The 24138-nt window shown below is 66.8% G+C and carries 21 protein-coding genes, 1 pseudogene and 1 riboswitch; of the genes and pseudogenes, 19 read left to right on the top strand and 3 right to left on the bottom strand.

Features of this window, described 5'->3' with window-relative positions; translation table 11 throughout:
* Positions 1–43: 43 nt before the first annotated feature.
* From RVF83_RS19270 to ppc, 19 genes and pseudogenes are all read left to right on the top strand, one after another.
* Positions 44–1303: a DUF222 domain-containing protein gene (locus RVF83_RS19270; RefSeq protein WP_174351909.1), complete on the top strand. Its 1260-nt coding sequence runs from the start codon at positions 44–46 to the stop codon at positions 1301–1303.
* A gap of 31 nt (positions 1304–1334) precedes the next feature.
* The gene (locus RVF83_RS19265) at positions 1335–1928 is read left to right on the top strand and encodes a GNAT family N-acetyltransferase (RefSeq protein WP_005200088.1); all 594 of its coding nucleotides are present in this window, start codon (positions 1335–1337) and stop codon (positions 1926–1928) included.
* Positions 1929–2010: 82 nt separating this feature from the next.
* Positions 2011–2316: a hypothetical protein gene (locus tag RVF83_RS19260; RefSeq protein WP_005200087.1), complete on the top strand. Its 306-nt coding sequence runs from the start codon at positions 2011–2013 to the stop codon at positions 2314–2316.
* The gene (locus RVF83_RS19255; protein ID WP_005200086.1) at positions 2316–4829 is read left to right on the top strand and encodes a hypothetical protein; all 2514 of its coding nucleotides are present in this window, start codon (positions 2316–2318) and stop codon (positions 4827–4829) included. Before RVF83_RS19260 ends, RVF83_RS19255 begins: the two co-directional genes overlap by 1 nt.
* Before the next feature lie 846 nt (positions 4830–5675).
* The gene (rpe, locus tag RVF83_RS19250; protein WP_039880968.1) at positions 5676–6380 is read left to right on the top strand and encodes a ribulose-phosphate 3-epimerase; all 705 of its coding nucleotides are present in this window, start codon (positions 5676–5678) and stop codon (positions 6378–6380) included.
* An 8-nt stretch (positions 6381–6388) separates the two neighbouring features.
* Positions 6389–7414: a bifunctional diaminohydroxyphosphoribosylaminopyrimidine deaminase/5-amino-6-(5-phosphoribosylamino)uracil reductase RibD gene (ribD, locus tag RVF83_RS19245; RefSeq protein WP_005200079.1), complete on the top strand. Its 1026-nt coding sequence runs from the start codon at positions 6389–6391 to the stop codon at positions 7412–7414.
* 94 nt (positions 7415–7508) lie between these two features.
* Positions 7509–7665: riboswitch (FMN riboswitch) on the top strand.
* Positions 7666–7709: 44 nt separating this feature from the next.
* The gene (locus tag RVF83_RS19240) at positions 7710–8333 is read left to right on the top strand and encodes a riboflavin synthase (protein WP_341261970.1); all 624 of its coding nucleotides are present in this window, start codon (positions 7710–7712) and stop codon (positions 8331–8333) included.
* A gap of 57 nt (positions 8334–8390) precedes the next feature.
* Positions 8391–9704 carry a bifunctional 3,4-dihydroxy-2-butanone-4-phosphate synthase/GTP cyclohydrolase II gene (locus tag RVF83_RS19235; protein WP_039879908.1) on the top strand — a complete coding sequence of 438 codons (1314 nt, stop codon included), beginning with the start codon at positions 8391–8393 and terminating at the stop codon, positions 9702–9704.
* Positions 9701–10213 carry a 6,7-dimethyl-8-ribityllumazine synthase gene (gene ribH, locus RVF83_RS19230; protein ID WP_005194856.1) on the top strand — a complete coding sequence of 171 codons (513 nt, stop codon included), beginning with the start codon at positions 9701–9703 and terminating at the stop codon, positions 10211–10213. Before RVF83_RS19235 ends, ribH begins: the two co-directional genes overlap by 4 nt.
* Entirely contained in the window at positions 10210–10674 is a 465-nt protein-coding gene (locus RVF83_RS19225; protein ID WP_005194859.1) for a PH domain-containing protein, read from the top strand. Before ribH ends, RVF83_RS19225 begins: the two co-directional genes overlap by 4 nt.
* 10 nt (positions 10675–10684) lie before the next feature.
* Positions 10685–12778: an excinuclease ABC subunit UvrC gene (gene uvrC, locus RVF83_RS19220; protein ID WP_005194860.1), complete on the top strand. Its 2094-nt coding sequence runs from the start codon at positions 10685–10687 to the stop codon at positions 12776–12778.
* Positions 12771–13721, top strand: coding sequence for an RNase adapter RapZ (gene rapZ, locus RVF83_RS19215; protein ID WP_051989240.1), 951 nt, complete (start codon positions 12771–12773; stop codon positions 13719–13721). Before uvrC ends, rapZ begins: the two co-directional genes overlap by 8 nt.
* Positions 13718–14738: pseudogene (locus tag RVF83_RS19210) on the top strand (gluconeogenesis factor YvcK family protein). The gene rapZ and the pseudogene RVF83_RS19210 overlap by 4 nt, the downstream one beginning before the upstream one ends.
* Before the next feature lie 70 nt (positions 14739–14808).
* On the top strand, positions 14809–15786 hold the full coding sequence (gene whiA, locus RVF83_RS19205) for a DNA-binding protein WhiA (protein ID WP_174310871.1): 978 nt from the start codon (positions 14809–14811) through the stop codon (positions 15784–15786).
* Positions 15787–15966: 180 nt separating this feature from the next.
* Positions 15967–16986, top strand: coding sequence for a type I glyceraldehyde-3-phosphate dehydrogenase (gene gap, locus RVF83_RS19200; protein ID WP_005194868.1), 1020 nt, complete (start codon positions 15967–15969; stop codon positions 16984–16986).
* Between the two features lie 37 nt (positions 16987–17023).
* A complete protein-coding gene (locus RVF83_RS19195) occupies positions 17024–18235 on the top strand; it encodes a phosphoglycerate kinase (protein ID WP_005194870.1) in 1212 nt (403 codons plus the stop codon).
* Positions 18236–18238: 3 nt separating this feature from the next.
* Positions 18239–19027 (top strand): triose-phosphate isomerase, encoded by a 789-nt coding sequence (gene tpiA / locus RVF83_RS19190; RefSeq protein ID WP_005194872.1) that lies wholly within the window; start codon positions 18239–18241, stop codon positions 19025–19027.
* A gap of 110 nt (positions 19028–19137) precedes the next feature.
* Positions 19138–19371: a preprotein translocase subunit SecG gene (secG, locus tag RVF83_RS19185; RefSeq protein WP_006357231.1), complete on the top strand. Its 234-nt coding sequence runs from the start codon at positions 19138–19140 to the stop codon at positions 19369–19371.
* Positions 19372–19469: 98 nt separating this feature from the next.
* Positions 19470–22310, top strand: a complete 2841-nt coding sequence (gene ppc / locus RVF83_RS19180; protein WP_005194877.1) for a phosphoenolpyruvate carboxylase — start codon at positions 19470–19472, stop codon at positions 22308–22310.
* Here ppc and RVF83_RS19175 read toward each other — a convergent pair.
* The 3 genes from RVF83_RS19175 to pgl are packed head-to-tail and all read right to left on the bottom strand — an operon-like array spanning position 22307 to position 24137.
* Positions 22307–23020, bottom strand: a complete 714-nt coding sequence (locus RVF83_RS19175; RefSeq protein ID WP_005194878.1) for an NAD(P)H-dependent oxidoreductase — start codon at positions 23018–23020, stop codon at positions 22307–22309. The genes ppc and RVF83_RS19175 overlap by 4 nt on opposite strands.
* A 36-nt stretch (positions 23021–23056) precedes the next feature.
* Positions 23057–23377 (bottom strand): pyrimidine/purine nucleoside phosphorylase, encoded by a 321-nt coding sequence (locus RVF83_RS19170; protein WP_005194881.1) that lies wholly within the window; start codon positions 23375–23377, stop codon positions 23057–23059.
* 19 nt (positions 23378–23396) lie between these two features.
* A complete protein-coding gene (gene pgl / locus RVF83_RS19165) occupies positions 23397–24137 on the bottom strand; it encodes a 6-phosphogluconolactonase (RefSeq protein ID WP_005194883.1) in 741 nt (246 codons plus the stop codon).
* Position 24138 lies beyond the last annotated feature (1 nt).

The following is a 24138-nucleotide window of genomic DNA, read 5'->3' as shown; positions in this document are numbered from 1 at the left end:
GTCGACGGACGGTCTACGTGCCCTCCGGGGCCTCCTCGCCGGGATGCCTGCAGGCGTCGACGAGGCCGAGTCGGTGCAGCGGCTGACGCTGCTCGAGGAGATCAAGTCCGCTTCGACTGCGGCTCAGGTTCGAGAGACTGCAAACCTCGATCAGTTGCGTGCAGCAGATGAGGCCGCGCGAAATGTCCCGCCGCAGCGGCGGGGCCGGGGACTCGCCGCCGAAGTCGGGCTGGCACGGAAGGTCTCACCGAAGAAGGGGAGTCAGTACCTCGGGTTCGCTCGTGCTCTGGCACACGAGATGCCGCATACGATGTCTGCGCTCAGGGACGGCGTGCTGACCGAATGGCGGGCGACCATCCTCGTTCGCGAGACCGCTCATCTGACCCGAGAATCGCGGGAGGAGATCGACCGGCGGGTGTGTTCCGACCGCGAGGCCCTGGTCGCTGTGTCCGATCGCGAGATCGAAGCGCGGGCGAAGAGTCACGCCTACGAACTCGAGCCGGCGGCAGTGGTCGCGCGAAAGGCCAAGGCCGAGAAAGATCGCCATGTCAGTGTGCGGCCGGCGCCGGATCTGATGACCCAACTCTCGGCGTTGTTGCCGATGACACAGGGAATCTCCGTGTACGCCTCGCTCAAGAAGCACGCCGACTCTGTCCTCGGTGCCGACGATCGCACGCATGCTCAGATCATGGCCGACACGCTGGTCGAACGAGTCACCGGTCGATCCGCAGCGGAACCGGTTCCGGTGTCGGTAGACATGGTCTTGTCCGACGAGTGCCTGCTCGGGCTCAACGATTCGGCGGCCGAAGTGAGGGGGTACGGACCGATTCCGGCAGCAGTGGCACGGGAACTCGTCGCCGCGTCGGTGTCGACCGATGGTGAGACCGCCTCGACGATGCGTCGTATCTATGCACGTCCGTCGGATGGCGCACTGGTGTCGATGGAGTCGAAATCGCGAACCTTTCCGGCCGCGCTCGCGCACTTCGTCCGACTCCGAGACCAACGCTGCCGAACTCCGTACTGCGGTGCGCCCATCGCGGAGATCGACCACGCGAAACCACACCGCCACGATGGCCCGACCAGCGAGGCCAACGCCGACGGCATCTGCGTCATCCACAATCGGGCCAAAGAGGCCGACGGCTGGGGATATTCGGTTCGCATGGCCGGTGACACCCGGGTCATCGACGTCATCACCCCGACCGGTGCCCGTCATCGGAGCACCGCACCACCGGCGGTCGGGCACCAAAGTCCTGACCGCAGCGTCGTCGAGACGAAGCTGCTGCAGCTGCTCGCGGTCGCCTGAGCGGTGCCGGCGCCGGGTAACGTCCAACGGCGTGACGATCCGCCCTGTGATTCGGCCGGCGACTCCGGCTGACGTCGACGCTGCCGCAGATACTCTCGGCCAGGCCTTCGCCGACTATCCGTTCACCAGGCACACGGTGGATTCGCGCGACCATGGCCACCGGGTGAGGTCGTTGCAGCGATTGTTTCTCGCCGAAATCGGCATGCGGTGCGGCCGCGTCTGGGTCTCGGACGACCTTGCCGCCGTGGCGGTGTGGATCACTCCGTCCTCGACAGGTCTCGATGAGGCGTTCGGCAACATCGCACCCCGAGTCGTCGAACTGTACGGAGACAGAGCGGACATCGCCGCGCGGGCGGACGAGGCAACGGCTGGTCTTCGGCCGGCCGAACCTGTCTGGCACCTGGCCACGGTCGGGGTCGCGCCGCATGCTCAGGGCCGCGGACTCGGCAGAGCTGTGCTCGAGCCGGGGCTCGAGGGGGCGCGGACAGAGGGGTGTCCTGCATACCTGGAGACCTCATCCCCGGCGAACGTCTCGTTCTATGAACGACTCGGGTTCGAGGTGACCGGGAAGGTGTCTCTGCCCGACGATGGCCCGGACGTGTGGGCGATGACGTGTGGAAGGTGAATCCCCGCATCTCGTTGTCTCGTACTAAGTTGTCCGAGGGGAGTGGTGTCAGCACGCTGGCACCGGGGACGGGGGACTCACAGTGACTTATCGCCTGGAAGCCGAGAAGGGTGTGATCGAGGGCGTCGGCAAGACGTTGGCCGAGTGCTCTGATGTCACCCGGGCGCTCTGGTCGGGCAGTACCGGATTCGCTGACGCAGCTGCGGCGATGCCGGGTTCGGCATTCAATGGCGCCTGCGCCGGCAAGGACGACGTCGTTCGAACCCTTCTCGGTCGCGCAGCTGCTCGCATGGACGCGGTGTCGCAGACCTGCTACCAGGTTGCGACCGAGTTCGCCGACACCGACGAAGAGTTGGCGAGCGGCCTTCGAGCCATTTCCGTGTTCTGATGAGCCGTCCGACACGGTCGACCGTCAACAGCTGGGACGTGACGGTCCTGCTCCAGTCTGCGGAATCGCTGGAGACAACAGCCGAGAACTTGCGAACCCAGACCAAGACGATGGCCGATGCTCCCATGAACGTGGACGGTTGGTCGGGCAAATCCAGGCGCGCGTGCGAAGACCGTACGACATCCGACCGAGACGAGATCAACAAGCTCGGCATTGAACTCAGAGCGGCCGCGAGGGTGCTGCACGACACGGCCGCCGCGATCAGCCCCAACCGAAGCACTGCTCTGACGAAGGCACTCGGCCTCGAACTCGACAAGTTCAGCGTCTCGGATGACTGGACCGTGCGCGACGCCCGTGACTACGCGTCGGAGTTGGACGGTGTGGAGGCCGGAAGCGCGGCCGAACAGTCGATCCGAAACGACCAGGCCAAGCGCGCCGAGGAGGCGAAGACAGCGACGCTGTCGTTGCAGTCGCTGGCGGACCAGATCGGGGAGGACGACCGTAACGGTGCCCGCGCGCTGAATGTGGTCTTCGGCAACGCCGAGATCAACGCTCCGCTCAGCTCGAGCTTTTCCGCAGGACAAGCAAGCCGCGATGCTCAGGCGATCATGAGGGGGAACGCGACGCCTGATCAGAAGGAGCGGTTCTACCGTGCGACCAGTCTGACGCCCGAGCAGCGCGCGGCACTGGCGAGGGGCGACGATGCTGTCATCCCGAAAGAGCAGTTCGATTATCTGAAGGCCATCTACACCCCCATCTGGGGACAGAATGCGGATGGGCCCGCGCCCTATTCTCTCGACGCGTTGAAGCGTTTCGGAGACGAATACTCCGGCGCAGAACGTCTTCAGCTCAAGAACGCGCTAGGCGACGGTATCTACCTGCTCGGTAACCCGAGTTTGCGAACAGACCAGCAGGTCGAGCCGACGTTCCTTGCCGGACCACTGCAACAGATGGGATTGGCGCCGGGGCCTCGGTTTGTAGGAGGCGGGATAAATCAGCTGTCTACTCCGGTTAGGGAGGTGTTGACCAGTCCCGCGGCCGGCAGGGGGCACGTGAGTGTTCCGGACACGGGTCCTCATTCGGGCGGGGATCGACCGGTGACCGATCTGAAAACCTTCGAGCAGTTGCAGATTTTGATGGAAATCCTGGAGCATCGTTCAGTCGACACCGAACAGGGTTCCACGTCAGTTCAACTCGGCAGTGATGTAGACCGGGCCCTGATTGCCCGAGCCGGTGAGATTGCGGCTGTCGGGGGTGATGATCTCGTATCGAACCCAGGACTTTTCAATCATGGCGGCGTATCGAAGGCGGATGCCGAAGAGCTGATGATTCGCATGCTCGACATCGCCGGCAGCGATCACATCGCGGTGCATGATGCGGTGATGGCTGGGACTGGCGCTGCGGCAGATGGCTCTATGCCCACCGTGTCCGATGTCGACGGCAATGAGCACACTTTCAAAGGCTCGGGCATCTTGAAGGACTTGCTCACTTTCGATTGGACGGACGGCGCGGGCAAAGAGAGTTCCGGCGTGAACAAGCTGTTCAGCTGGATGACAGAATCCGCATATGCTTCGGAGGGAAGCTCGGCGGAGGCCTTGGCGGACAGTCGACGGGCAGGGCAGACTGCTACCGCGCTCACCCAGTTCTTTGGTGAGAACAAGGACGCATTCATCGACATCGGTGATGATAAGCGCGCCCTCGGTGAATTGAACGGTGAACTGGCCCGTACCCTGGCTTCGGCGCTGGGTCCCCACACTGCTGTGATGGGGGGTGCAGACCCTGAACACTTTGACTCACATGGGGTGTCTGAGGTTGATCTAACCGATCTGAAATCTACTTTTCAGATTCTGAACTCGGACGCCGAAGCCGGGAGAATCGTCAATTCATTGACTGCACTTCAGATCGACGTCCTGCAAGAACAGTTTGGCCGCAACCCGCACGACTATGGGCTCGGCGAGATCACCGGTCGTCTGGAAGGTGCGATGGCCGGCGGTCTGGATTCGCACATCGAGGAAACCAAGATTGACGGGCGTCACTTGGCGGCGCGCGATGCGGCTGCCAGGGGTGCAATGTTCGAGAGTGCGTACGGTTTGCTCTCGGCAGTACCGGGTCTGGACCCTGCTGTGAGAGTCTTGCTCGGTGGTGTGGCCCCACAGGCACAACTTCATTTCTCGGGGCTGCCTACGGACCCGGACACGATAATCGCAGATCCTGAGCTACAAGAATTGCGCGCTGAGATGTACACCCCGCAGATTGATCCCAACGCCAAATACTCACAGATTCTGGAGGGTTACTTCAGATCACATCCTGAGATAGTTGATGACCCAGATTTCCGTAGGCTTTTTGCGGCGGATGGTGAGATCGATTTTGAGCAGATGAAAAACAGCAGAACTATGCCTGAAGTAAGCGACAGTAGGGAGGCTGCTTCCTATGCTCAGCGCTTGCTGGGTTCCGATATCAATTCTTTCGGGCTCCGCCATAACGAAAACTTCGAACATGCGTACAAGAGGTAATCGCATGGGTGGGGGAGTCTCGGGAAGGGTACGTCTTCCGTATTCTCTCGTCGCGGTGCTTGCGATCATAGTTGCGGGCTGCAGCGAGGTTGCGGATTCGCGCACAGATTCCGAAGAATCTGATACTACGAAACCTCCGGTGGCGGCTGGCATGCCACCGAACCTGGACATGACCTTTCGCTGGGTACCTGCAGGCGGTCTCGACTTCATGAGCTCCGAAGGAACGTTCGTTCGTGCTTACGTCGAATCCTTTGAGCTCGCTTCCGAAGGACAGTCAACTGAGTGGGGGTACCCGGGGTTCGTGGAAGCGTCTCCGACAGGCATCGACGAACAAGTGAAGTTGGTGACGGGTAACAGTTTCAATCGCAAGGTTGTCAGCACCGTTTTCTATCGACCTCTACGGCGCGTCGTCAGCGGCGCGACGAGTCGCTTGGTCTTGTGCCGGAGTGAGAGCTTGTCTATTGAGCAACGATCTCCATCCCGCGATTCGGTGTGGAGAAGAATAGGAAAACCGTGGGGCTATGCGGTCATTATCGAGTTCACTCGATCTGCGAACGGAGGTCCGCCGGCGAAACAGGAAGGTGACAGGCGGGCTCCTTCGCATTCGGTGTTCGGAGACTGGCACGTCACCTTCTATGACCGGCTCGGCATGGGACCCGAAAACCGTGCTTACACCGTGGCGTGCGACGCCCTTCCTCCAAACCCGGATCTGCCTGCGGTCGGTGTCGAGATGGGACCGCAACCCTGGCCGACTCTGCCTCCGTCCCCAGGGTGGCCGGCCAACGGAGTCTGAGACGCCCGAACGCTTTCGTCCGCACCGCACCCCGCGCCCTACACTTGTCCACCATGTGCACCGCTGGTAACGCGCCGATGATCGCTCCGTCCATCCTGTCCGCGGACTTCGCGCATCTCGCCGACGAGGCGGCTGCAGTGGCCAAGCCCGGTGCGACTCGTGCCGATTGGTTGCACGTGGACGTCATGGACAACCACTTCGTGCCGAACCTGACCCTCGGGCTGCCCATTGTGGAGAGCCTGCTGAAGGCGACCGACATCCCGCTCGACTGCCATCTGATGATCGAGAACCCGGAGCGGTGGGCGCCGCCGTACGCCGAGGCCGGTGCCTACAACGTCACCTTCCATGCGGAGGCCACCGAGAATCCGATCGGGGTCGCCCGCGACATCCGTGCCGCCGGCGCGAAGGCCGGTCTGTCGATCAAACCGGGCACCGCGCTCGAGCCGTACCTGGAGATCCTCCGCGACTTCGACACCCTGCTGATCATGAGCGTCGAACCCGGCTTCGGCGGGCAGAAGTTCATCCCCGAGGTTCTCGAGAAGGCCCGTGCCATCCGGAAGTTCATCGATGCCGAGGACCTGAGACTGCTCGTCGAGATCGACGGGGGCATCAACGCCGACACCATCGAGGAGGCCGCCGAGGCCGGAATCGACTGTTTCGTCGCCGGATCCGCCGTCTACGGTGCCACCGACCCCGGTCAGGCCGTTGCCGCCCTGCGCGAGTCGGCAGCGACCGCACGCGCCCACCGCGACATCTGATCCCGCACATGGACATCGCCGCCGCCATGGACCGCGCCGTCGAGGCGTCGTCTGCGGCCATGGGTGTCAGCTCACCCAATCCGCCTGTCGGAGCGGTGATCCTGGCCGCCGACGGTAGCGTCGCCGGTGTCGGCGCGACCCAACCGCCGGGTGGCCCGCACGCGGAGGTCATGGCCTTGCGGGCGGCGGGTGAGGCCGCCCGGGGCGGTACCGCGATCGTCACGCTCGAACCCTGCAACCACACCGGACGCACGGGTCCGTGTTCGCAGGCACTCATCGAGGCCGGCATCGCCGAGGTCCACTACGCGGTCAGCGATCCCAACCCCGTCGCCGCGGGTGGCGCCGACACCCTGCGGGCCGCCGGGATCCGGGTGACCGGGGGAGTCGCGGCCGACACCGTGGCGAATGGTCCACTGCGTCCGTGGCTCACCCGGCAACGACTCGGCCGGCCGATGGTCACCGCCAAGATCGCGGCCGGCATCGACGGCCGCATCGCCGCCCCCGACGGCACCAGCCAGTGGATCACCGGCCCCGCCGCCCGCGACCACGCCCACGCCCAACGGTCACGCCTCGACGCCATCGTCATCGGCACCGGCACGGCCCTCGCCGACAACCCGACCCTCACCGCCCGAACCACCGACGGCGGGCTCTACCCGCACCAACCGGCCCGCGTGGTTCTCGGACACCGCGCCCTGCCGGCCGACGGCAACCTCCGCGGCGACACCGGCGGACCGCTGGTCCTCGTCGACTCCCACGACCCGGCCGACGTTCTCACAGCTCTGCCCGACGCGCTCTGGGTCCTGGTGGAGGGTGGCCCGCACATCCTCGGGGCCTTCTTCGCCGCGGGCCTCGTGGACGAGGTCCACGCCTACGTCGCGCCGATGGTCCTGGGCGCCGGACGCAGCTCCGTCGAGATCCCGGGGGTCACCACCCTGGGCGACGCCAGACGGTTCGAGACCCGCGAGGTCGCGACGCTCGGCAGTGACGTCTTGGTCACACTCGACCGCTCTCTGCAGGCATCGGCGCAGGACTGAGCGGGGAGAGATGCGCGACACACCCTTCGCCGACTGTTTCGCTCAGCGAAATTCCAATGCGACTCCGTTCTTGCATCGTGCTAGCGTCGATATCACCAGTTCTCGGGGCGGGGTGAGATTCCCCACCGGCGGTGATGAGGGTGCTATGGATATGCACCTTCCAGCCCGCGAGCGCCTGTCGGAAGACGGGGACAGCAGATTCGGTGAGATTCCGGAGCCGACGGTTATAGTCCGGATGCGAGAGAACAGGCGACACAGTGCCGCCCTGTCTGCTCCGAGCGAGCAGGAGGAGTGCGTGTTCACCGGAATCGTGGAGGAACTCGGCGTCATCGCCGACCGCGAGGATCTCTCTGATGCGGCCCGCTTCACCGTGCGGGGCCCCATCGTCACCGCCGATGCCGGCCACGGCGATTCCATCGCGGTCAACGGCGTGTGTCTGACCGTCGTCGACCTCCGGCCTGGCGAGTTCACCGTCGACGTGATGGGTGAGACGCTTCGTCGCAGCTCCCTGTCCGATCTCGCCGCGGGCAGCACCGTCAACCTCGAACGCGCCATGCCCGCGAACGGGCGTTTCGGCGGCCACATCGTGCAGGGTCACGTCGACGGGACCGGTCGCGTCCTGTCCGTGAGCCCGTCGGAGAACTGGACCGTCGTGCGTATCGGCGTGCCCGCGAAGCTCACCCGCTACCTCGTCGAGAAGGGTTCGATCACCGTCGACGGTGTGTCGCTGACCGTCTCCTCCGTCGGCGGAACGGGTGACGACTCGTGGTTCGAGATCTCCCTGATCCCCACCACCCTCAACGAGACCAACCTCGGTGCCACCGAGCCCGGCACCGTGGTCAACCTCGAGGTCGACGTGATCGCCAAATACGTCGAACGTCTGCACCTCGGAAACACCCCAAGCCGGCCCTGCGCATGAAGTCACAGGGACGAAATGAGCACAGCGGGCGAAATGAGCACAACGAGTGAGGTTCTGATGAGCGAATCGCCGCGTGAAGGTGAAGGCGCGACCACCGAAGGACGAGTCCAGCTCGACTCGATCGAACGCGCCATTGCCGACATCGCCGCCGGCAAGGCGGTCGTCGTGGTCGACGACGAGGACCGGGAGAACGAGGGCGACCTGATCTTCGCGGCTGAGAAGGCCACCCCGGAGCTCGTCGCTTTCATGGTCCGCTACACCTCGGGCTACCTGTGCGTCCCGCTCGACGGCGACGCCTGCGACCGTCTGGGTCTGCCCCCGATGTACTCGATGAACCAGGACAAGCACGGCACCGCCTACACCGTGACCGTCGACGCCCGCGAAGGCATCGGCACCGGTATCAGTGCGTCGGACCGCGCCACCACCATGCGTCTGCTCGCCGACCCGGAGGCCACCGCGGGTGACTTCACCCGTCCCGGCCACGTCGTCCCGCTGCGCGCCAAGGAGGGCGGCGTCCTGCGGCGTCCCGGCCACACCGAGGCCGCCGTCGACCTGGCCCGCCTCGCCGACCTCGCGCCGGCCGGCGTCATCTGCGAGATCGTCAGCCAGAAGGACGTGGGTTCGATGGCCCGCTCCGACGAGCTGCGTGTCTTCGCCGACGAACACGACCTCGCCATGATCTCGATCGCCGACCTCATCGCGTGGCGGCGTCGCCACGAGAAGCACGTCGTGCGCGTCGCCGATGCCCGGATCCCCACCCGCCACGGCGACTTCCGCGCGGTCGGCTACTCGAGCGTCTACGACGACGTCGAGCACGTCGCCCTGGTGAAGGGCGACATCAACAGCAACGACGGACACGACGTCCTCGTCCGCGTGCACTCGGAGTGCCTGACCGGCGACGTCTTCGGTTCGTTGCGCTGCGACTGCGGTCCGCAGCTCGACGCCGCGATGGAGATGGTGGCCGAGGAAGGCCGCGGCATCATCCTGTACATGCGTGGCCACGAGGGCCGCGGCATCGGCCTGCTGCACAAGTTGCAGGCCTACCAGCTGCAGGACGCCGGTGCCGACACCGTCGACGCCAACCTGGAACTGGGTTTGCCCGCCGACTCCCGGGACTACGGCCTCGGAGCCCAGATCCTCGTCGATCTCGGTGTGTCGTCGATGCGTCTCCTGACGAACAACCCGGCCAAGCGCGTCGGCCTCGACGGCTACGGTCTGCACATCGTCGACCGGGTACCGATGCCGGTGCGCGCCAACGCCGAGAACCTGCGCTACCTTCGCACCAAGCGCGATCGGATGGGACACGACCTCGTGGGCCTCGACGATCACGCACATACCGGCGACGACGCATCCGAAGGAGCCCCAGCATGAGTGGCCACGGCGAACCGACCCTCGAACTCGCCGATGCCGGCAAGCTCCGGCTGGCGATCGTGTCGTCGCAGTGGCACGAGAAGATCTGTGGCGCACTGCTCGACGGCGCGGTCCGCGCGGCCAACGAGAACGGTGTCACCGAGCCGACCGTCGTGCAGGTGGCGGGCGCCATCGAGTTGCCGGTGATCGTGCAGGCGCTGGCCCGCACCCACGACGCCGTCGTCGCACTCGGCGTCGTGATCAAGGGTGAGACACCGCATTTCGAGTACGTGTGCGACGCGGTGACCGCGGGTCTGACCCGCGTCTCGCTCGACGAGTCGACCCCGGTCGGCAACGGTGTGCTGACCACGCTCACCGAGGAGCAGGCCATCGCCCGCGCGGGCCTGCCCGGTTCGACCGAGGACAAGGGCGCCCAGGCGACCGTCGCCGCACTGGCGTCGGCCCTGACCCTGCGCGCACTGGCACGCGGCGAGGCCCTGCCGAATGCGGTCGGAGGAGCATCGGCGTGACCTCCCCGCGATGGGACCTGGTCTACCGGCCGCGCAAGTTGCCCCGCTGGGCGATCATCGCGGCCGTGATCGTGATGGCCATCCACATCACCTTCGGGTTGCTGCTGACGATCGAGGACGTGGGGGTCCGCAACCTCGGCAGCTCCGACCAGGTCGCGATCATTCTGATCGGCGTCCTCGTCTCGGGTGCCATTCTCCTGCTGACCCGTCCGCGGCTGCGCGTCGGGCCAGAAGGAGTCGAGGTGCGCAACCTCGTGCCGGTCCGGCTGTTCGGCTGGGATCAGGTGCTCGGACTGACCTACCCGGAGAAGGGTTACGGCGCCTGGCTGCTGTTCCCGTCCGACGAACACATCACCGTGCTGGCCGTGCAGGCGAACGACGGTCCGCGGGCCGTCGAGGCGATGGCCCGGTTCCGCGAGCTCGAAGAGCGCTATCGCGGGACCGTCCGACCCGCCAACTAGCCTGGAACACGTGGCCGACCCGACTACCTACCGTCCTGCTCACGGAACCATCCCGACCGAACCCGGGGTGTACAAGTTCCGGGACGAGCACGGCCGTGTCATCTACGTGGGCAAGGCCAAGAACCTCCGGTCGCGTCTGACCTCGTACTTTGCCGACATCGCCTCGCTGCACCCGCGCACCCGCCAGATGGTGACGACGGCGGCGTCGGTCGAGTGGACCGTCGTGGGCACCGAGGTCGAGGCACTCCAGCTCGAATACAACTGGATCAAGGAGTTCGATCCGCGGTTCAACGTCCGCTACCGCGACGACAAGAGCTATCCGATGCTCGCCGTGACCCTCAACGAGGAGTACCCGCGGCTGTTCGTCTACCGCGGGCCGCGCCGCCGCGGCGTGCGCTACTTCGGGCCGTATGCGCATGCGTGGGCCATCCGCGAGACCGTCGACCTGCTGACGCGGGTGTTCCCGGCGCGCACCTGCTCGGCGGGCGTGTTCAAACGGCACCGCCAGATCGACCGCCCCTGCCTGCTCGGGTACATCGACAAGTGCTCCGCCCCCTGTATCGGGCGGGTCGACGCCGAGGAGCACCGCGAGATCGTCGAGGATTTCTGCGACTTCCTGGCGGGCCGCACCGACCTGCTGATCCGCAAGCTCGAACGCGACATGACCGCCGCGGCGGAGGATCTCGACTTCGAGCGGGCGGCCCGACTGCGCGACGACATCGGAGCTCTCCGGCGCGCCATGGAGAAGCAGGCCGTGGTCCTCGGGGACGGCACCACGGCCGACGTCGTCGCGATCGCGGGCGACGAACTCGAGGTGTCGGTACAGGTCTTCCACGTGCGCGACGGGCGCGTCCGCGGTCAGCGCGGCTGGGTCGTCGAACGCAGCGACAACGGCACCGACGGCGACGTCATCGGCGAGTTCATCACCCAGTTCTACGGTGCGCAGGTCGATTTCGACGCCACCGTCGACGTCGGTGCGGACCGCGCACACGGCGAGTCCGTTCCGCGCGAGGTCCTGGTCCCCGAATTGCCGGCCGACACAGCCGAACTCGAGGAGTGGCTGAGCGGGCTGCGGGGGAGCAGGGTCACCTTGCGGGTGCCCCAGCGCGGCGACAAGAAGGCGCTGTTCGAGACCGTCGCCCGGAACGCCGGCGAAGCACTCACTCAGCACAAGCTCCGACGCGCCGGTGACCTCACCACCCGCTCGGCCGCCCTCACCGAGCTGCAGGAGAACCTGATGCTCGATCAGGCGCCGCTGCGTATCGAGTGTGTGGACATCTCGCACGTGCAGGGCACCGACGTCGTCGCCTCCCTCGTCGTCTTCGAGGACGGCCTGCCGCGCAAGTCCGACTACCGGCACTACGCGATCCGTCATGCCGCCGGCGATGGCCACTCCGACGACGTCGCGTCGATCGCCGAGGTCACCCGCCGCCGCTTCCTCCGGCACCGTGCCGACCGCGACGCACCACCGCCCGAGTCGGGGGAGGTCGACGCCGGGCCCGAGACCTCAGCGCAGCCACGGAAATTCGCGTACCCGCCCAACCTGTTCGTCGTCGACGGTGGCGCACCGCAGGTGCATGCGGCCGCGGCGGTCCTCGATGAACTCGGTGTCACCGACGTCTCGGTGATCGGACTCGCCAAACGCCTCGAGGAGGTGTGGGTGCCCGGCGAAGACGATCCGATGATCCTGCCGCGAAGCAGCCAGGCGCTGTTCCTGCTGCAGCGTGTGCGCGACGAGGCACACCGGTTCGCCATCACCTTCCACCGCAGCAAGCGCAGCAAGAGGATGACCGCCTCGGCGCTCGACGGCATCCCGGGTCTGGGGAAGACACGACGCACCGCGCTGGTGACCCACTTCGGGTCGGTGGCGCGCCTGCGTGAGGCATCCTTGGAGGAGATCGCCCAGGTGCCGGGGATCGGACTGACCACGGCGCGTGCGGTGCAGGGCGCGCTCGGCGGTGACACCGTTGTCGAGACGGTGCCCGAGTCCGAGGTGGAGCCGGAGTCCGAGGTGGTGCCGGTGGAGACGGTGGTGTCCGAGACGGTGAACGAAGCAGAGATGACGGTGGTGACCGGTGACGCGGGACGGGGTGTCGATGAATGAGCGGGCCAAGGCCGGACACGACGAGCAGCTGACCGGAGGCGTCCGGAACGGTGAGGTGCCGGACGGACTCACCGTCCTGTTCGTCACCGGCATGTCCGGTGCGGGCCGGTCCACAGCGGCCAACGTGCTGGAGGACGACGGCTGGTACGTCGCGGACAACGTTCCGCCGTCGCTGATCTCGACGATGGTCGGGATGGTGCGGGAGAGCGACCCGACGATCACCCGTCTCGCGATGGTATTGCGCGCCTCCCACCCCAACCTCGCCCACGAACTCGAGCAGCTGCGGGACAGTCTCGAGGAGTCGGGGATTCGTACCCGGTTGCTCTACCTCGACGCGAGCGAGGAGGCGCTGGTTCGTCGCTTCGAACAGGTGCGTCGCCGGCACCCGTTGCAGGGCAAGGAGACCCTCATCGAGGGCATCGCCCGTGAACGCACGATCCTCGCACCCATCAAGAACGTCGCCGACCTGGTCGTGGAGACCTCGGCGCTGACGGCGGCCAAGCTGCGCTCGGTGGTCGAGGGCGTGTCCCCGGGCGACACCGAACCGCGGCTGAGCATCGCGGTGCAGTCCTTCGGGTTCAAGTACGGACTGCCCATCGACTCCGATCTCGTCGCCGACGTGCGGTTTCTGCCCAACCCCCACTGGATCGACGAACTGCGCGACCACAACGGGCAGGAGGCGCCGGTCCGCGACTACGTCCTCGGCCAGCCCGACGCCGGTGACTTCCTCGACCTCTATACCGACCTGGTCTCCATCGTCGGTCGCGGCTACCTGCGGGAAGGCAAGCGTTACATGACGATCAGCGTCGGCTGCACCGGCGGCAAACACCGCAGCGTCGCCATCTCCGAGGAACTCGCCCGACGGCTCCGCAAGGCCGTCGACGACTCCGGTGTGGCCTCCTATGACGTGCGCGTGATGCACCGCGATCTGGGGCGCGAATGACCCAGAAGATCGTCGCACTCGGCGGCGGCCACGGCCTGTACGCGACCCTGACCGCGATGCGCTACCTGAGCACCGACATCACCGCGGTGGTGACGGTCGCCGACGACGGCGGATCGTCGGGCCGGCTCCGTGCCGAACTCGGGCTCATCCCGCCGGGGGATCTGCGAATGGCCCTGGCCGCGTTGATGTCCGCACCCCAAGGCGCTCGAGGACTTCCAGACCGCGGGCGATCCCGACACCCGTCGGCGCCACGAACTGTGGGCCGAGGTGCTGCAGCACCGATTCGGCGGTCGCGGTGCCCTCGCCGGACACCCCATCGGCAATCTGATGCTGGCCGGCCTCACCGAGGTCCTCGGCGACACGGTGGCCGCACTGCAGGAGCTGCGGTCGATGTTCGGGATCGTCGGGCAGGTGCTGCCCATGTCGACCGTCCCGCTCGACATCGAGGCCGATGTGTCCGGGCTCGAGGCCGACCCGCGCATCAGCCGGGAGATCCGCGGACAGGTCGCGGTCGCGACGACGCCCGGCAAGGTGCGGCGTGTACGGCTGATCCCGGAGGATCCGCCGGCCTGCGAGAGTGCGGTCGAGGCAATCGAATCCGCCGATCTGGTGATGCTCGGCCCGGGCTCGTGGTTCTCCAGTGTGATCCCGCACGTGCTGGTGCCCGAACAGCTGAAGGCGCTGCAGCGCACCGCTGCCCGTAAGGTGCTCGTGGTCAATCTCGCACCCGAACCGGGGGAGACCCCGGGGTTCTCGGTGGAGCGGCATCTGCACGTCCTGCACGCCCACGCCGACACCTTCCGGGTCGACAACGTCCTGGTCGACGCGTCGTCGGTGCCCGCCGGGCGCGAACGCGAACACCTTGTGCGCGCGGCCGGGCTGTTCGGCGCCGAACTCAACGTCGGCGACGTCGCCGTGCCGGGCCGTCAGGTCCATGACCCGGCGAAAGTCGCCGCCGTGGTGAACGAACTGTGCGAAGGTGAATCGAACCGTTACGCTGACCGGGCGGACGCCTGACACAGGCGATGATTCGGCGTTTTCTTCAGGGACGTGTGGGCTGTTGACAGGAGGACAGGGACCGGTGGCGATGACGGCGGCGGTGAAAGACGAGCTGAGTCGCCTGACGGTGACCCAGGTGAGTTGCCGGAGAGCCGAGGTGTCGGCCCTGCTGCGATTCGCCGGCGGCTTGCACATCGTGGCCGGCCGCGTCGTGGTCGAGGCCGAGGTCGACATGGGCAACGTCGCGCGGCGCCTACGACGCGAGATCCACGACCTGTTCGGCTACGGCTCCGACGTCCATGTCCTGCGCGGCGGCGGCCTGCGCAAGTCGGCCCGCTACATCGTGCGCATCACCAAGGACGGCGAGGGCCTCGCCCGACAGACCGGCCTGCTCGACCTGCGCGGCCGTCCGGTGCGCGGACTCCCGGCCCAGGTCGTCGGCGGAAGTGTCGCGGACGCCGAAGCCGCTTGGCGCGGTGCGTTTCTCGCGCACGGCTCGCTGACCGAACCGGGACGTTCGTCGGCCCTCGAGGTCAGCTGCCCCGGACCGGAGGCCGCGCTCGCACTCGTCGGTGCGGCCCGGCGCCTCGGTGTGACCGCCAAGGCCCGCGAGGTCCGCGGCGCCGACCGCGTCGTCATCCGGGACGGCGAGGCCATCGGCGCGCTGCTCACCCGGATGGGTGCTCACGACACCCGCCTCGTGTGGGAGGAACGCCGCATGCGCCGCGAGGTTCGCGCGACCGCGAACCGTCTCGCCAACTTCGACGACGCCAACCTGCGACGCTCGGCCCGCGCGGCGGTGGCCGCGGCGGCCCGCGTCGAACGCGCCCTGGAGATCCTCGGCGACGAGGTCCCCGACCATCTCGTCGCGGCGGGGCAGCTGCGCATCACCCATCGGCAGGCCTCCCTGGAGGAGCTCGGCCAGCTCGCCGACCCACCGATGACCAAGGACGCGGTGGCCGGTCGCATCCGTCGTCTGCTGTCGATGGCCGACAAGAAGGCCCGCCAGGACGGCATCCCGGACACCGAGTCGGCGGTCACCTCAGAGCTGCTCGACGAGGCCTGATCGGCGCGAGGAAGGCAACAGGCGGACCTGCGGTGTGCCGGACCCAACCCGGCCTACTAGGCTGAAGTCGACGTGTGCGGACCGGGGGTTGCCCCTGTGTGCCATCGGTGACCGCTCACGGCGCGGCCAGCAGGGCTTGACCCACAGGCCTGACCATGAATACCGCTAAGGAGCACAACTGTGACTGTTCGGGTAGGCGTCAACGGATTCGGCCGGATCGGCCGCAACTTCTTCCGTGCCGTCGAAGCGCAAAAGGCTTTGGGCACCACTGACATCGAGATCGTCGCGGTCAACGACCTCACCGACAACGCGACTCTCGCGCACCTGCTGAAGTTCGACTCGATCCTCGGCCGTCTGCCCGAAGAGGTCAGCCTCGAAGGCGACGACACCATCGTCGTGGGCGACAAGAAGATCAAGGCGCTCGAGGTCAAGGAAGGCCCCTCCGCGATCCCGTGGGGCGACCTGGGCGTCGACGTCGTCGTCGAGTCGACCGGCATCTTCACCGCACGCGCCAAGGCCCAGGGTCACCTGGACGCCGGCGCCAAGAAGGTCATCATCTCGGCCCCCGCGTCGGATGAGGACATCACCATCGTCATGGGCGTCAACGACGACAAGTACGACGGCAGCCAGAACATCATCTCGAACGCCTCGTGCACCACGAACTGCCTCGGCCCGCTGGCCAAGGTCCTCAACGACGAGTTCGGCATCGTCAAGGGCCTCATGACCACGATCCACGCCTACACCCAGGATCAGAACCTGCAGGACGGCCCGCACAAGGACCTGCGTCGCGCCCGCGCCGCCGCCCTCAACATCGTGCCGACCTCGACCGGTGCCGCCAAGGCCATCGGCCTGGTCCTCCCGGAGCTGAAGGGCAAGCTCGACGGCTACGCGCTGCGTGTGCCGATCCCCACCGGCTCGGTCACCGACCTCACCGCGCAGCTGGCCAAGCAGGCCACCGCCGAGGAGATCAACGCCGCGCTCAAGGCCGCCGCCGAGGGCCCGCTCAAGGGCATCCTCAAGTACTACGACGCCCCGATCGTCTCCTCCGACATCGTCACCGACCCGCACAGCTCGCTGTTCGACGCCGGCCTGACCAAGGTCATCGACGATCAGGCCAAGGTCGTGTCCTGGTACGACAACGAGTGGGGCTACTCCAACCGCCTCGTCGACCTCATCGGACTCGTCAGCAAGTCTCTCTAGTCCACTCGTCGTACAACGAAAGAGGAGTCAACGCCTCATGGGTGTTCCCACTCTGAAAAACCTTCTGGAAGAGGGTGTTTCGGGTCGCGGAGTGCTGGTCCGTTCGGATTTCAACGTCCCGCTCGACGGGTCGACGATCACCGATCCGGGTCGCATCCTCGCCTCCCTGCCCACCCTCAACGCGCTCATCGACGCCGGTGCCAAGGTGATCATCACCGCGCACCTGGGTCGGCCGAAGGGCGAGCCGGATCCGAAGTTCTCGCTCGCGCCCGTCGCGGCGCGTCTCGGCGAGGAGCTCGGTCGCAACGTGCAGCTCGCCGGTGACGTCGTCGGCACCGACGCGCTCGCCCGCGCCGAGGGTCTGACCGACGGTGACGTCCTGCTCCTGGAGAACATCCGCTTCGACCCGCGGGAGACCTCCAAGGACGACGCCGAGCGCGAGAAGCTCGCCAAGGCCCTCGTCGAACTCGTCGGCGACGACGGCGCGTTCGTGTCGGACGGCTTCGGAGTGGTCCACCGCAAGCAGGCATCGGTCTACGACGTCGCCAAGCTCCTCCCGCACTACGCGGGAGAGCTGGTGGCGGCCGAGGTCGACGTCCTGTCGAAGCTCACCGAAGAAGTGACCCGCCCGTACGCGGTCGTCCTCGGTGGCTCGAAGGTCTCCGACAAGCTCGGGGTCATCGAGGCGTTGGCGCCCAAGGTCGACACGCTCGTCATCGGTGGCGGCATGGCCTTCACATTCCTGGCCGCACAGGGCCACTCGGTGGGCACCTCGCTGCTGCAGGAAGACCAGATCGAGGTCTGCAAGAGCCTGCTCGAGCGCTTCGGCGACGTCATCCATCTGCCGGTCGACGTCGTGGTGGCCGACAAGTTCGCCGCCGACGCGGAGGCGAAGACCGTCGCCGCCGACGCCATTCCGGACGGCTGGATGGGTCTCGACATCGGACCGGAGTCGGTGAAGCGCTTCGCCGCGGTCCTCTCGGGTGCCAAGACGATCTTCTGGAACGGTCCCTCGGGCGTCTTCGAGTTCGAGAAGTTCTCGGCCGGCACCCGCGGGGTCGCCGAGGCCATCGCCGGCGCGACCGGCAACGGTGCGTTCACCGTGGTCGGTGGCGGCGACTCGGCCGCCGCGGTGCGGACCCTGGGTCTGCCCGACTCGGACTTCTCGCACATCTCCACCGGAGGTGGCGCATCGTTGGAGTACCTCGAGGGCAAGGAACTTCCCGGACTGAAGGTGCTGGAGAGCTGAGCCATGGCAACTCGTAAACCGCTCATCGCGGGCAACTGGAAGATGAACCTGAATCACCTCGAGGCCATCGCGCTGGTTCAGAAGATCGCCTTCGCCCTGCCGGCGAAGTACTTCGACAAGGTCGACGTGACGGTGATCCCGCCGTTCACCGACATCCGCAGCGTGCAGACCGTCGTCGACGGCGACAAACTCCTGCTCACCTACGGTGCGCAGGACCTGTCGCAGCACGACTCGGGTGCCTACACCGGCGAGATCAGCGGTGCCTTCCTCGCGAAGCTCGGCTGCACCTTCGTCGTCGTCGGCCACTCGGAGCGCCGCACCCTGCACGGCGAGACCGACGAGATCGTGCTGGCCAAGACCAAGGCCGCACTCAAGCACGAGCTCACCCCGATCGTCTGCATCGGCGAGGGCCTCGAGATCCGCGAGGCCGGCGAGCACGTCGCGTACAACGTGGCGCAGCTCAAGGGGTCGCTGGCGGGTCTCTCGGCCGCCGAGATCGCCAAGACCGTCATCGCCTACGAGCCGGTCTGGGCCATCGGCACCGGTCGCGTGGCCAGTGCCGCCGATGCGCAGGAGGTCTGCAAGGCCATCCGCGAGACCCTTGCGGAGATCGCCGACGCGGAGACCGCGGCCTCGGTCCGCATCCTCTACGGCGGTTCGGTGAACGCCAAGAACGTCGGCGACATCGTCGGCCAGACCGACGTCGACGGAGCTCTCGTCGGCGGCGCGTCGCTGAAGTCCGACGAGTTCGCGACGCTGTCGGCGATCGCCGCGGGTGGCCCCTTGCCCTGACGGGTCACACCCACGCGTACACTGTGGCAGGTTGGTGTCGATGTGCGTCGGCACCACCTGCCACAGCTGTTTCTCCAGGTGTTTACGGAAGGGCGTTTCGACTCGTGACTGTGCAAGGTGCACTCGACATCGGATTGATCGTGACCAGCGTGCTGCTGATCGTGCTCGTCCTGCTGCACCGCGGCAAGGGTGGCGGTCTGTCGTCCCTGTTCGGCGGCGGTGTCCAGTCCAGCCTGTCGGGTTCGAGTGTCGTCGAACGCAACCTCGACCGGCTGACCATCTTCGTCGGCCTCATCTGGGTGATCTTCATCGTGGGCGTGGGAGTCGACATCAAACTTTCCTGAGCAACTTTCTGCTCTCGACCTCGGGCGACGCGTGAAACGCGTCGCCCGTCGCTTTCCCCGGGATGCCGGATACCCCTGATCTCGGGATACTTGACGGCATGAGTGAAACCGCCCCCGCACAGGGAGCCCCGGCATCGCGTCCGTCCATCTCGATCGTCGACCACATCGTCGTCGACGACGAGGGCCGTGCACTCACCGAACCATTGCGTGAGGACATTCGTCTGCTCGGCGGAATCCTCGGCGAGGTCGTCGCCGAGCATTCCGGCACCGATGTCTTCGATCTCGTCGAATCCGCTCGGGTGGCCGCATTCGGCGTGCGTCGCAACGAGATCGACCGCAGCGAACTCGCGGACATGTTCGTCGATCTCGACGTGACCACCGCGGTGCCCGTCATCCGCGCCTTCAGCCATTTCGCGCTGCTGGCCAACCTGGCCGAGGACATCCATCGCGAACGTCGCCGTGCCATCCATGTGCGGGCCGGTGACCCGCCGCAGAAGTCCAGCCTGGCGGCGACCTATCGTCAGCTCGCCGACGCTGGACTCGGTGACGAGGAGGTCGGCAGGGCGCTCGCCGACGCCAACGTCGTCCCGGTCATCACCGCACACCCCACCGAGACGCGGCGCCGCACCGTGTTCGAGGCGCAGAACCGGATCACCGAGCTGATGCGTTTCCGCGGCCGCACCGAGTTGACGCCCGACGAGGACGCCGAGGTCACCGAGGCGATCCGGCGCCAGATCCTCACGCTGTGGCAGACGGCGCTCATCCGCCTCGAACGACTCACCATCCAGGACGAGATCCGTTCCGGCCTGCGGTATTACGACGCCTCGTTCTTCGACGTGGTGCCGGCGATCAACACCTCGGTGCGCGCCGCGCTGCGGTCGGCGTACCCGGAGGCGGGTCTCGCCGACGAGCCGATGATCCGCATGGGGTCCTGGATCGGCGGCGACCGGGACGGCAACCCGTTCGTGACCGCCGAGGTCGTCACCCTGGCGGCGACCCTGGCTGCCGAGACCGCGGTCGGACACCACCTCGCCGAACTCGAGAACCTGGCGCAGGAGCTGAGCATGTCGGCGCGACTGATCACCGGCACCGAGCCGCTGCTGGAACTTGCCGGCGCCGATGCCGACGATCCGGGCGCCGACGAACCGTTTCGGCTCGCGTTGCGGCACATCCGATCCCGTCTCGCTGCGACCGCGCGGGGTATGTTCGACGACGACTTCCTCTCCTCGAGCGATCTGTTCCTCGTCGACGGCAAGCCGCCCTACGACCACGCGTCGGAACTCCTCGCCGACCTGGACGTCATCGACGCCGCGCTGCGGGTCAACAACGACGCCACCATCGCCGACGACCGCCTCCAGTCCCTCCGGGAGTCGGTGCGCACCTTCGGTTTCCATCTGTCCGGACTCGACATGCGGCAGAACTCCGACATGCACGAGGAGGTCGTCGCCGAACTCCTGGCGTGGGCCGGCGTGCACGCCGACTACGCCTCGCTGGGCGAGGAGGAGCGCGTCGAGATCCTGTCCGCCGAGCTGCAGCGCCGCCGGCCGCTGACCAGTCGCGACGCGGAACTGAGCGAACTGGCGACCAAGGAGCTCGGGATCGTGCGGGCGGCGGCGAAGGCGGTCGCGACGTTCGGTCCGGAGGCGGTGCCCAACTACATCATCAGCATGTGCACCTCGGTGAGTGACATGCTCGAGGCCCTCATCTTGCTGAAGGAGGCCGGACTCTACGACCCCGGTGCTGCGGGCGAGAACACGCCGCGCTCGAGCGTCCGCGTCGTGCCGCTGTTCGAGACGATCGAGGATCTGCAGCAGGGCGCCACGACGCTGCTCGCCGTTCTCGACGTGCCGTTCTACCGGGCGCTCGTGGAGTACCAGAACGGCATGCAGGAGATCATGCTCGGCTACTCCGACTCCAACAAGGACGGCGGCTACATGGCCGCCAACTGGGCGCTGTACCGCGCCGAACTCGACCTCGTCGAGGCGGCGTCGAAGTCGGGAATCCGGTTGCGGCTCTTCCATGGTCGCGGTGGCACCGTCGGCCGCGGTGGCGGTCCCAGCTACGACGCCATCCTCGCCCAGCCGCCGGGTGCGGTGCAGGGATCGCTGCGCATCACCGAGCAGGGCGAGATCATCGCCGCCAAGTACGCCGAACCGGTGACCGCCCGCCGCAACCTGGAGACGCTGCTGGCCGCGACCATCGAGTCGTCGCTGCTCGACGTCGAGGGCCTCGGCGACGAATCGGAGTCGGCCTACGAGATCATGGACGACATCGCCGCCAAGGCGCGCGCGGCGTACAGCCGGCTCGTGCACGAGACACCGGGATTCGTCGAGTACTTCACCACGTCGACGCCGCTGTCGGAGATCGGCGCCCTCAACATCGGCAGCCGCCCGGCATCGCGCAAGCAGACCGAGAAGATCTCGGATCTCCGCGCGATCCCGTGGGTGCTGTCGTGGACACAGTCACGAGTGATGCTGCCGGGCTGGTACGGCACCGGGTCCGCGTTCGAGGAGTGGGCCGGCGACGATCCCACCCGTCTCGAGGCACTACAGCGCTACTACGAGAAGTGGCCGTTCTTCCGCACCGTGATGTCCAACATGGCGCAGGTGCTGGCGAAGTCGGACATGGGTCTCGCCGAACGCTACGCACAGCTGGTTCCCGACGAGGAACTGCGCGACAAGGTGTTCGGCATGATCGTCGACGAACACGAGCGAACGATCGCCATGTGCGCCAAGATCACCGGCACCAACGACCTGCTGCACGACAACGCGGCCCTGAAACGCTCTGTCTACAACCGTTTCCCGTACCTCGAGCCGCTCAACCTGCTGCAGGTGGAGCTGCTGCGCCGGTTCCGTGCGGGCGAGGACACCCCGCTGGTGCGGCGCGGTATCCAGCTGACCATGAACGGTCTCGCGACGGCGCTGCGGAACAGCGGCTAGATCGCGCAGTGCTGGTGCGCGGCGTTGCCCTCGACGCCTGGTGAGACATGGTCGTGGAGGCGGATCGAGTGGTCATAGAACTCGTCCTCCATCGGCAGGTACGCGATCGGTTCCTCCTCGGCGGCGTGGCCGAGGCGGTCGGTCAAGGAGCGTTCCACGGCACCGACCGTCGACGGGTCGACGTCGTCGGCCTCGGTGATGAGATGCGGTCGCAGCGGCTGCATGCCGGTGTACCAGAGGGTTCCGTGCAGGATCGGCCACAGTACATCGTCGATGTGGCCGCTGATCCCGCGCGGTCCGAGGCTGGCGTGCCGGTCCCCGGCGGTCACGACCAGGAGCGCCCGCTTTCCGATGAGTCCGCCCCGGCCGTACTTGAGGAATCGTCCGGTCTCGGGGTCGGGGACGTCGTAGGCGAATCCGCTCTCGAAGACCCGGTCGAACCAGCCCTTGAGGATGGCAGGCATCCCGTACCACCAGAGCGGGAACTGCACGACGACAAGATCGGCGTCGGCGAGTTTCCGCTGTTCGGCGCGGACATCGGCCTGTCCGTCGTCGGTGACGAGGAGCGGGTCCCATCTCATCCGGTAGAGGTCGGATTCGGTGACCCGCCAGCCCTTTTCGCGTAACGCTGCGACGCCGACGTTCCGCAGGTGGCTGCTCAGGGAGGACTCATCGGGGTGGGCGAGCACCCACAGTGCATTGCCGCGCATGTGGCGTGCAACACCGCGCCGTCGGTGAATAATTCCTCAGCCGTAGTGGCAGACGTAACTGACGGCGTCGGTGACCTCGATGTCGAACGACGAATCACCCGGTACGGAGAACGAGTCGCCTGCGCCGTAGGAGGCCCAGTCCTCACTGCCGGCGAGCCGCACCCGGCAGGCGCCGCTGTGGAGCTCCATGACCTCGGGTGTACCGGTGCCGAAGTTCAGCGTCGCGGGCAGGATGACGCCCGCCGACTTGCGGGTGCCGTCGGCGAGATGGAACGTGTGGCTCACGCACTTGCCGTCGAAGTAGACGTTGGCACGCGGGTCGAGGGTCACGTTCGCGTACGTGGAGGATTCAGTCACGAGGACTGAGCCTAGCGACTCAGCTGTCGAGCTTGCTCGCCGCGTCCTCGTCGAGGAACCAGATGGTCTCGTCGGTGCCATGTGCACCGGCGCAGGGCCAGTCCGCCGGGTCGGCACCGTTGTGGGCGGCGGCGACGGCCTCGGCCTTGTCGCCACCGGCGACGAGGAACCACACGTTGCGCGACCGGTTGACCACCGGCAGCGTCAGGGTGATCCGACGCGGTGGCGGTTTGGGGGAGTCCTGCACGGCGACAACGGATTTCTCGGTCTCCGCGGTGGCGGCGGTGTGCGGGAAGAGGGAATTGATGTGGCCTTCGCCGCCCATGCCCAGCAGATGCAGGTCGAACTCGGGGGCGATGCCGTCCGCGGAGCGGGCGGCCAGAATCGCTGCGTAATCGGCTGCGGCGGACTCGATGTCGTCGCCGAACGGACCGTCGGACGGCGCCATGGGGAAGACCCGCGAGGGGTCCACCGGCACCTTGTCGAGTAGTGCCTCACGCGCCTGGCCGGAATTGCGTTCTGGGTCGTCGGCCGGCACGAAACGGTCGTCGCCCCAGTACAGGTCGACCCGCGACCAGTCGAGGGCGCCGCTGTCTGCGGCCAGGGTCGACAGGATGCCGATCCCGTTGCTGCCACCGGTCAGGACGATGCTCGCGACCCCGCGTTCGCCCTGCGCGCGCGTCACGAGGTCGACGAAGCGGGCAGCGGCGGTGTCGATCAGTTCCTGCTTGGACTCGAAGACCAGGGTCTCGATGGCCACG

Source organism: Gordonia rubripertincta (assembly GCF_038024875.1).
Taxonomy (GTDB): Bacteria; Actinomycetota; Actinomycetes; order Mycobacteriales; family Mycobacteriaceae; genus Gordonia; species Gordonia rubripertincta.
This window is presented reverse-complemented; position numbering and strand designations above follow the sequence as displayed.

Excerpts from the sequence above, each read along its gene's own strand:
- RVF83_RS19270 (WP_174351909.1), top strand. The coding sequence starts at position 44 with ATGCCTGCAGGCGTCGACGAGGCCGAGTCGGTGCAGCGGCTGACGCTG.
- RVF83_RS19255 (WP_005200086.1), top strand. The coding sequence starts at position 2,316 with ATGAGCCGTCCGACACGGTCGACCGTCAACAGCTGGGACGTGACGGTC.
- rpe (WP_039880968.1), top strand. The coding sequence starts at position 5,676 with ATGTGCACCGCTGGTAACGCGCCGATGATCGCTCCGTCCATCCTGTCC.
- ribD (WP_005200079.1), top strand. The coding sequence starts at position 6,389 with ATGGACATCGCCGCCGCCATGGACCGCGCCGTCGAGGCGTCGTCTGCG.
- RVF83_RS19235 (WP_039879908.1), top strand. The coding sequence starts at position 8,391 with ATGAGCGAATCGCCGCGTGAAGGTGAAGGCGCGACCACCGAAGGACGA.
- ribH (WP_005194856.1), top strand. The coding sequence starts at position 9,701 with ATGAGTGGCCACGGCGAACCGACCCTCGAACTCGCCGATGCCGGCAAG.
- rapZ (WP_051989240.1), top strand. The coding sequence starts at position 12,771 with ATGAATGAGCGGGCCAAGGCCGGACACGACGAGCAGCTGACCGGAGGC.
- whiA (WP_174310871.1), top strand. The coding sequence starts at position 14,809 with ATGACGGCGGCGGTGAAAGACGAGCTGAGTCGCCTGACGGTGACCCAG.
- RVF83_RS19195 (WP_005194870.1), top strand. The coding sequence starts at position 17,024 with ATGGGTGTTCCCACTCTGAAAAACCTTCTGGAAGAGGGTGTTTCGGGT.
- tpiA (WP_005194872.1), top strand. The coding sequence starts at position 18,239 with ATGGCAACTCGTAAACCGCTCATCGCGGGCAACTGGAAGATGAACCTG.
- ppc (WP_005194877.1), top strand. The coding sequence starts at position 19,470 with ATGAGTGAAACCGCCCCCGCACAGGGAGCCCCGGCATCGCGTCCGTCC.
- RVF83_RS19175 (WP_005194878.1), bottom strand. The coding sequence starts at position 23,020 with ATGCGCGGCAATGCACTGTGGGTGCTCGCCCACCCCGATGAGTCCTCC.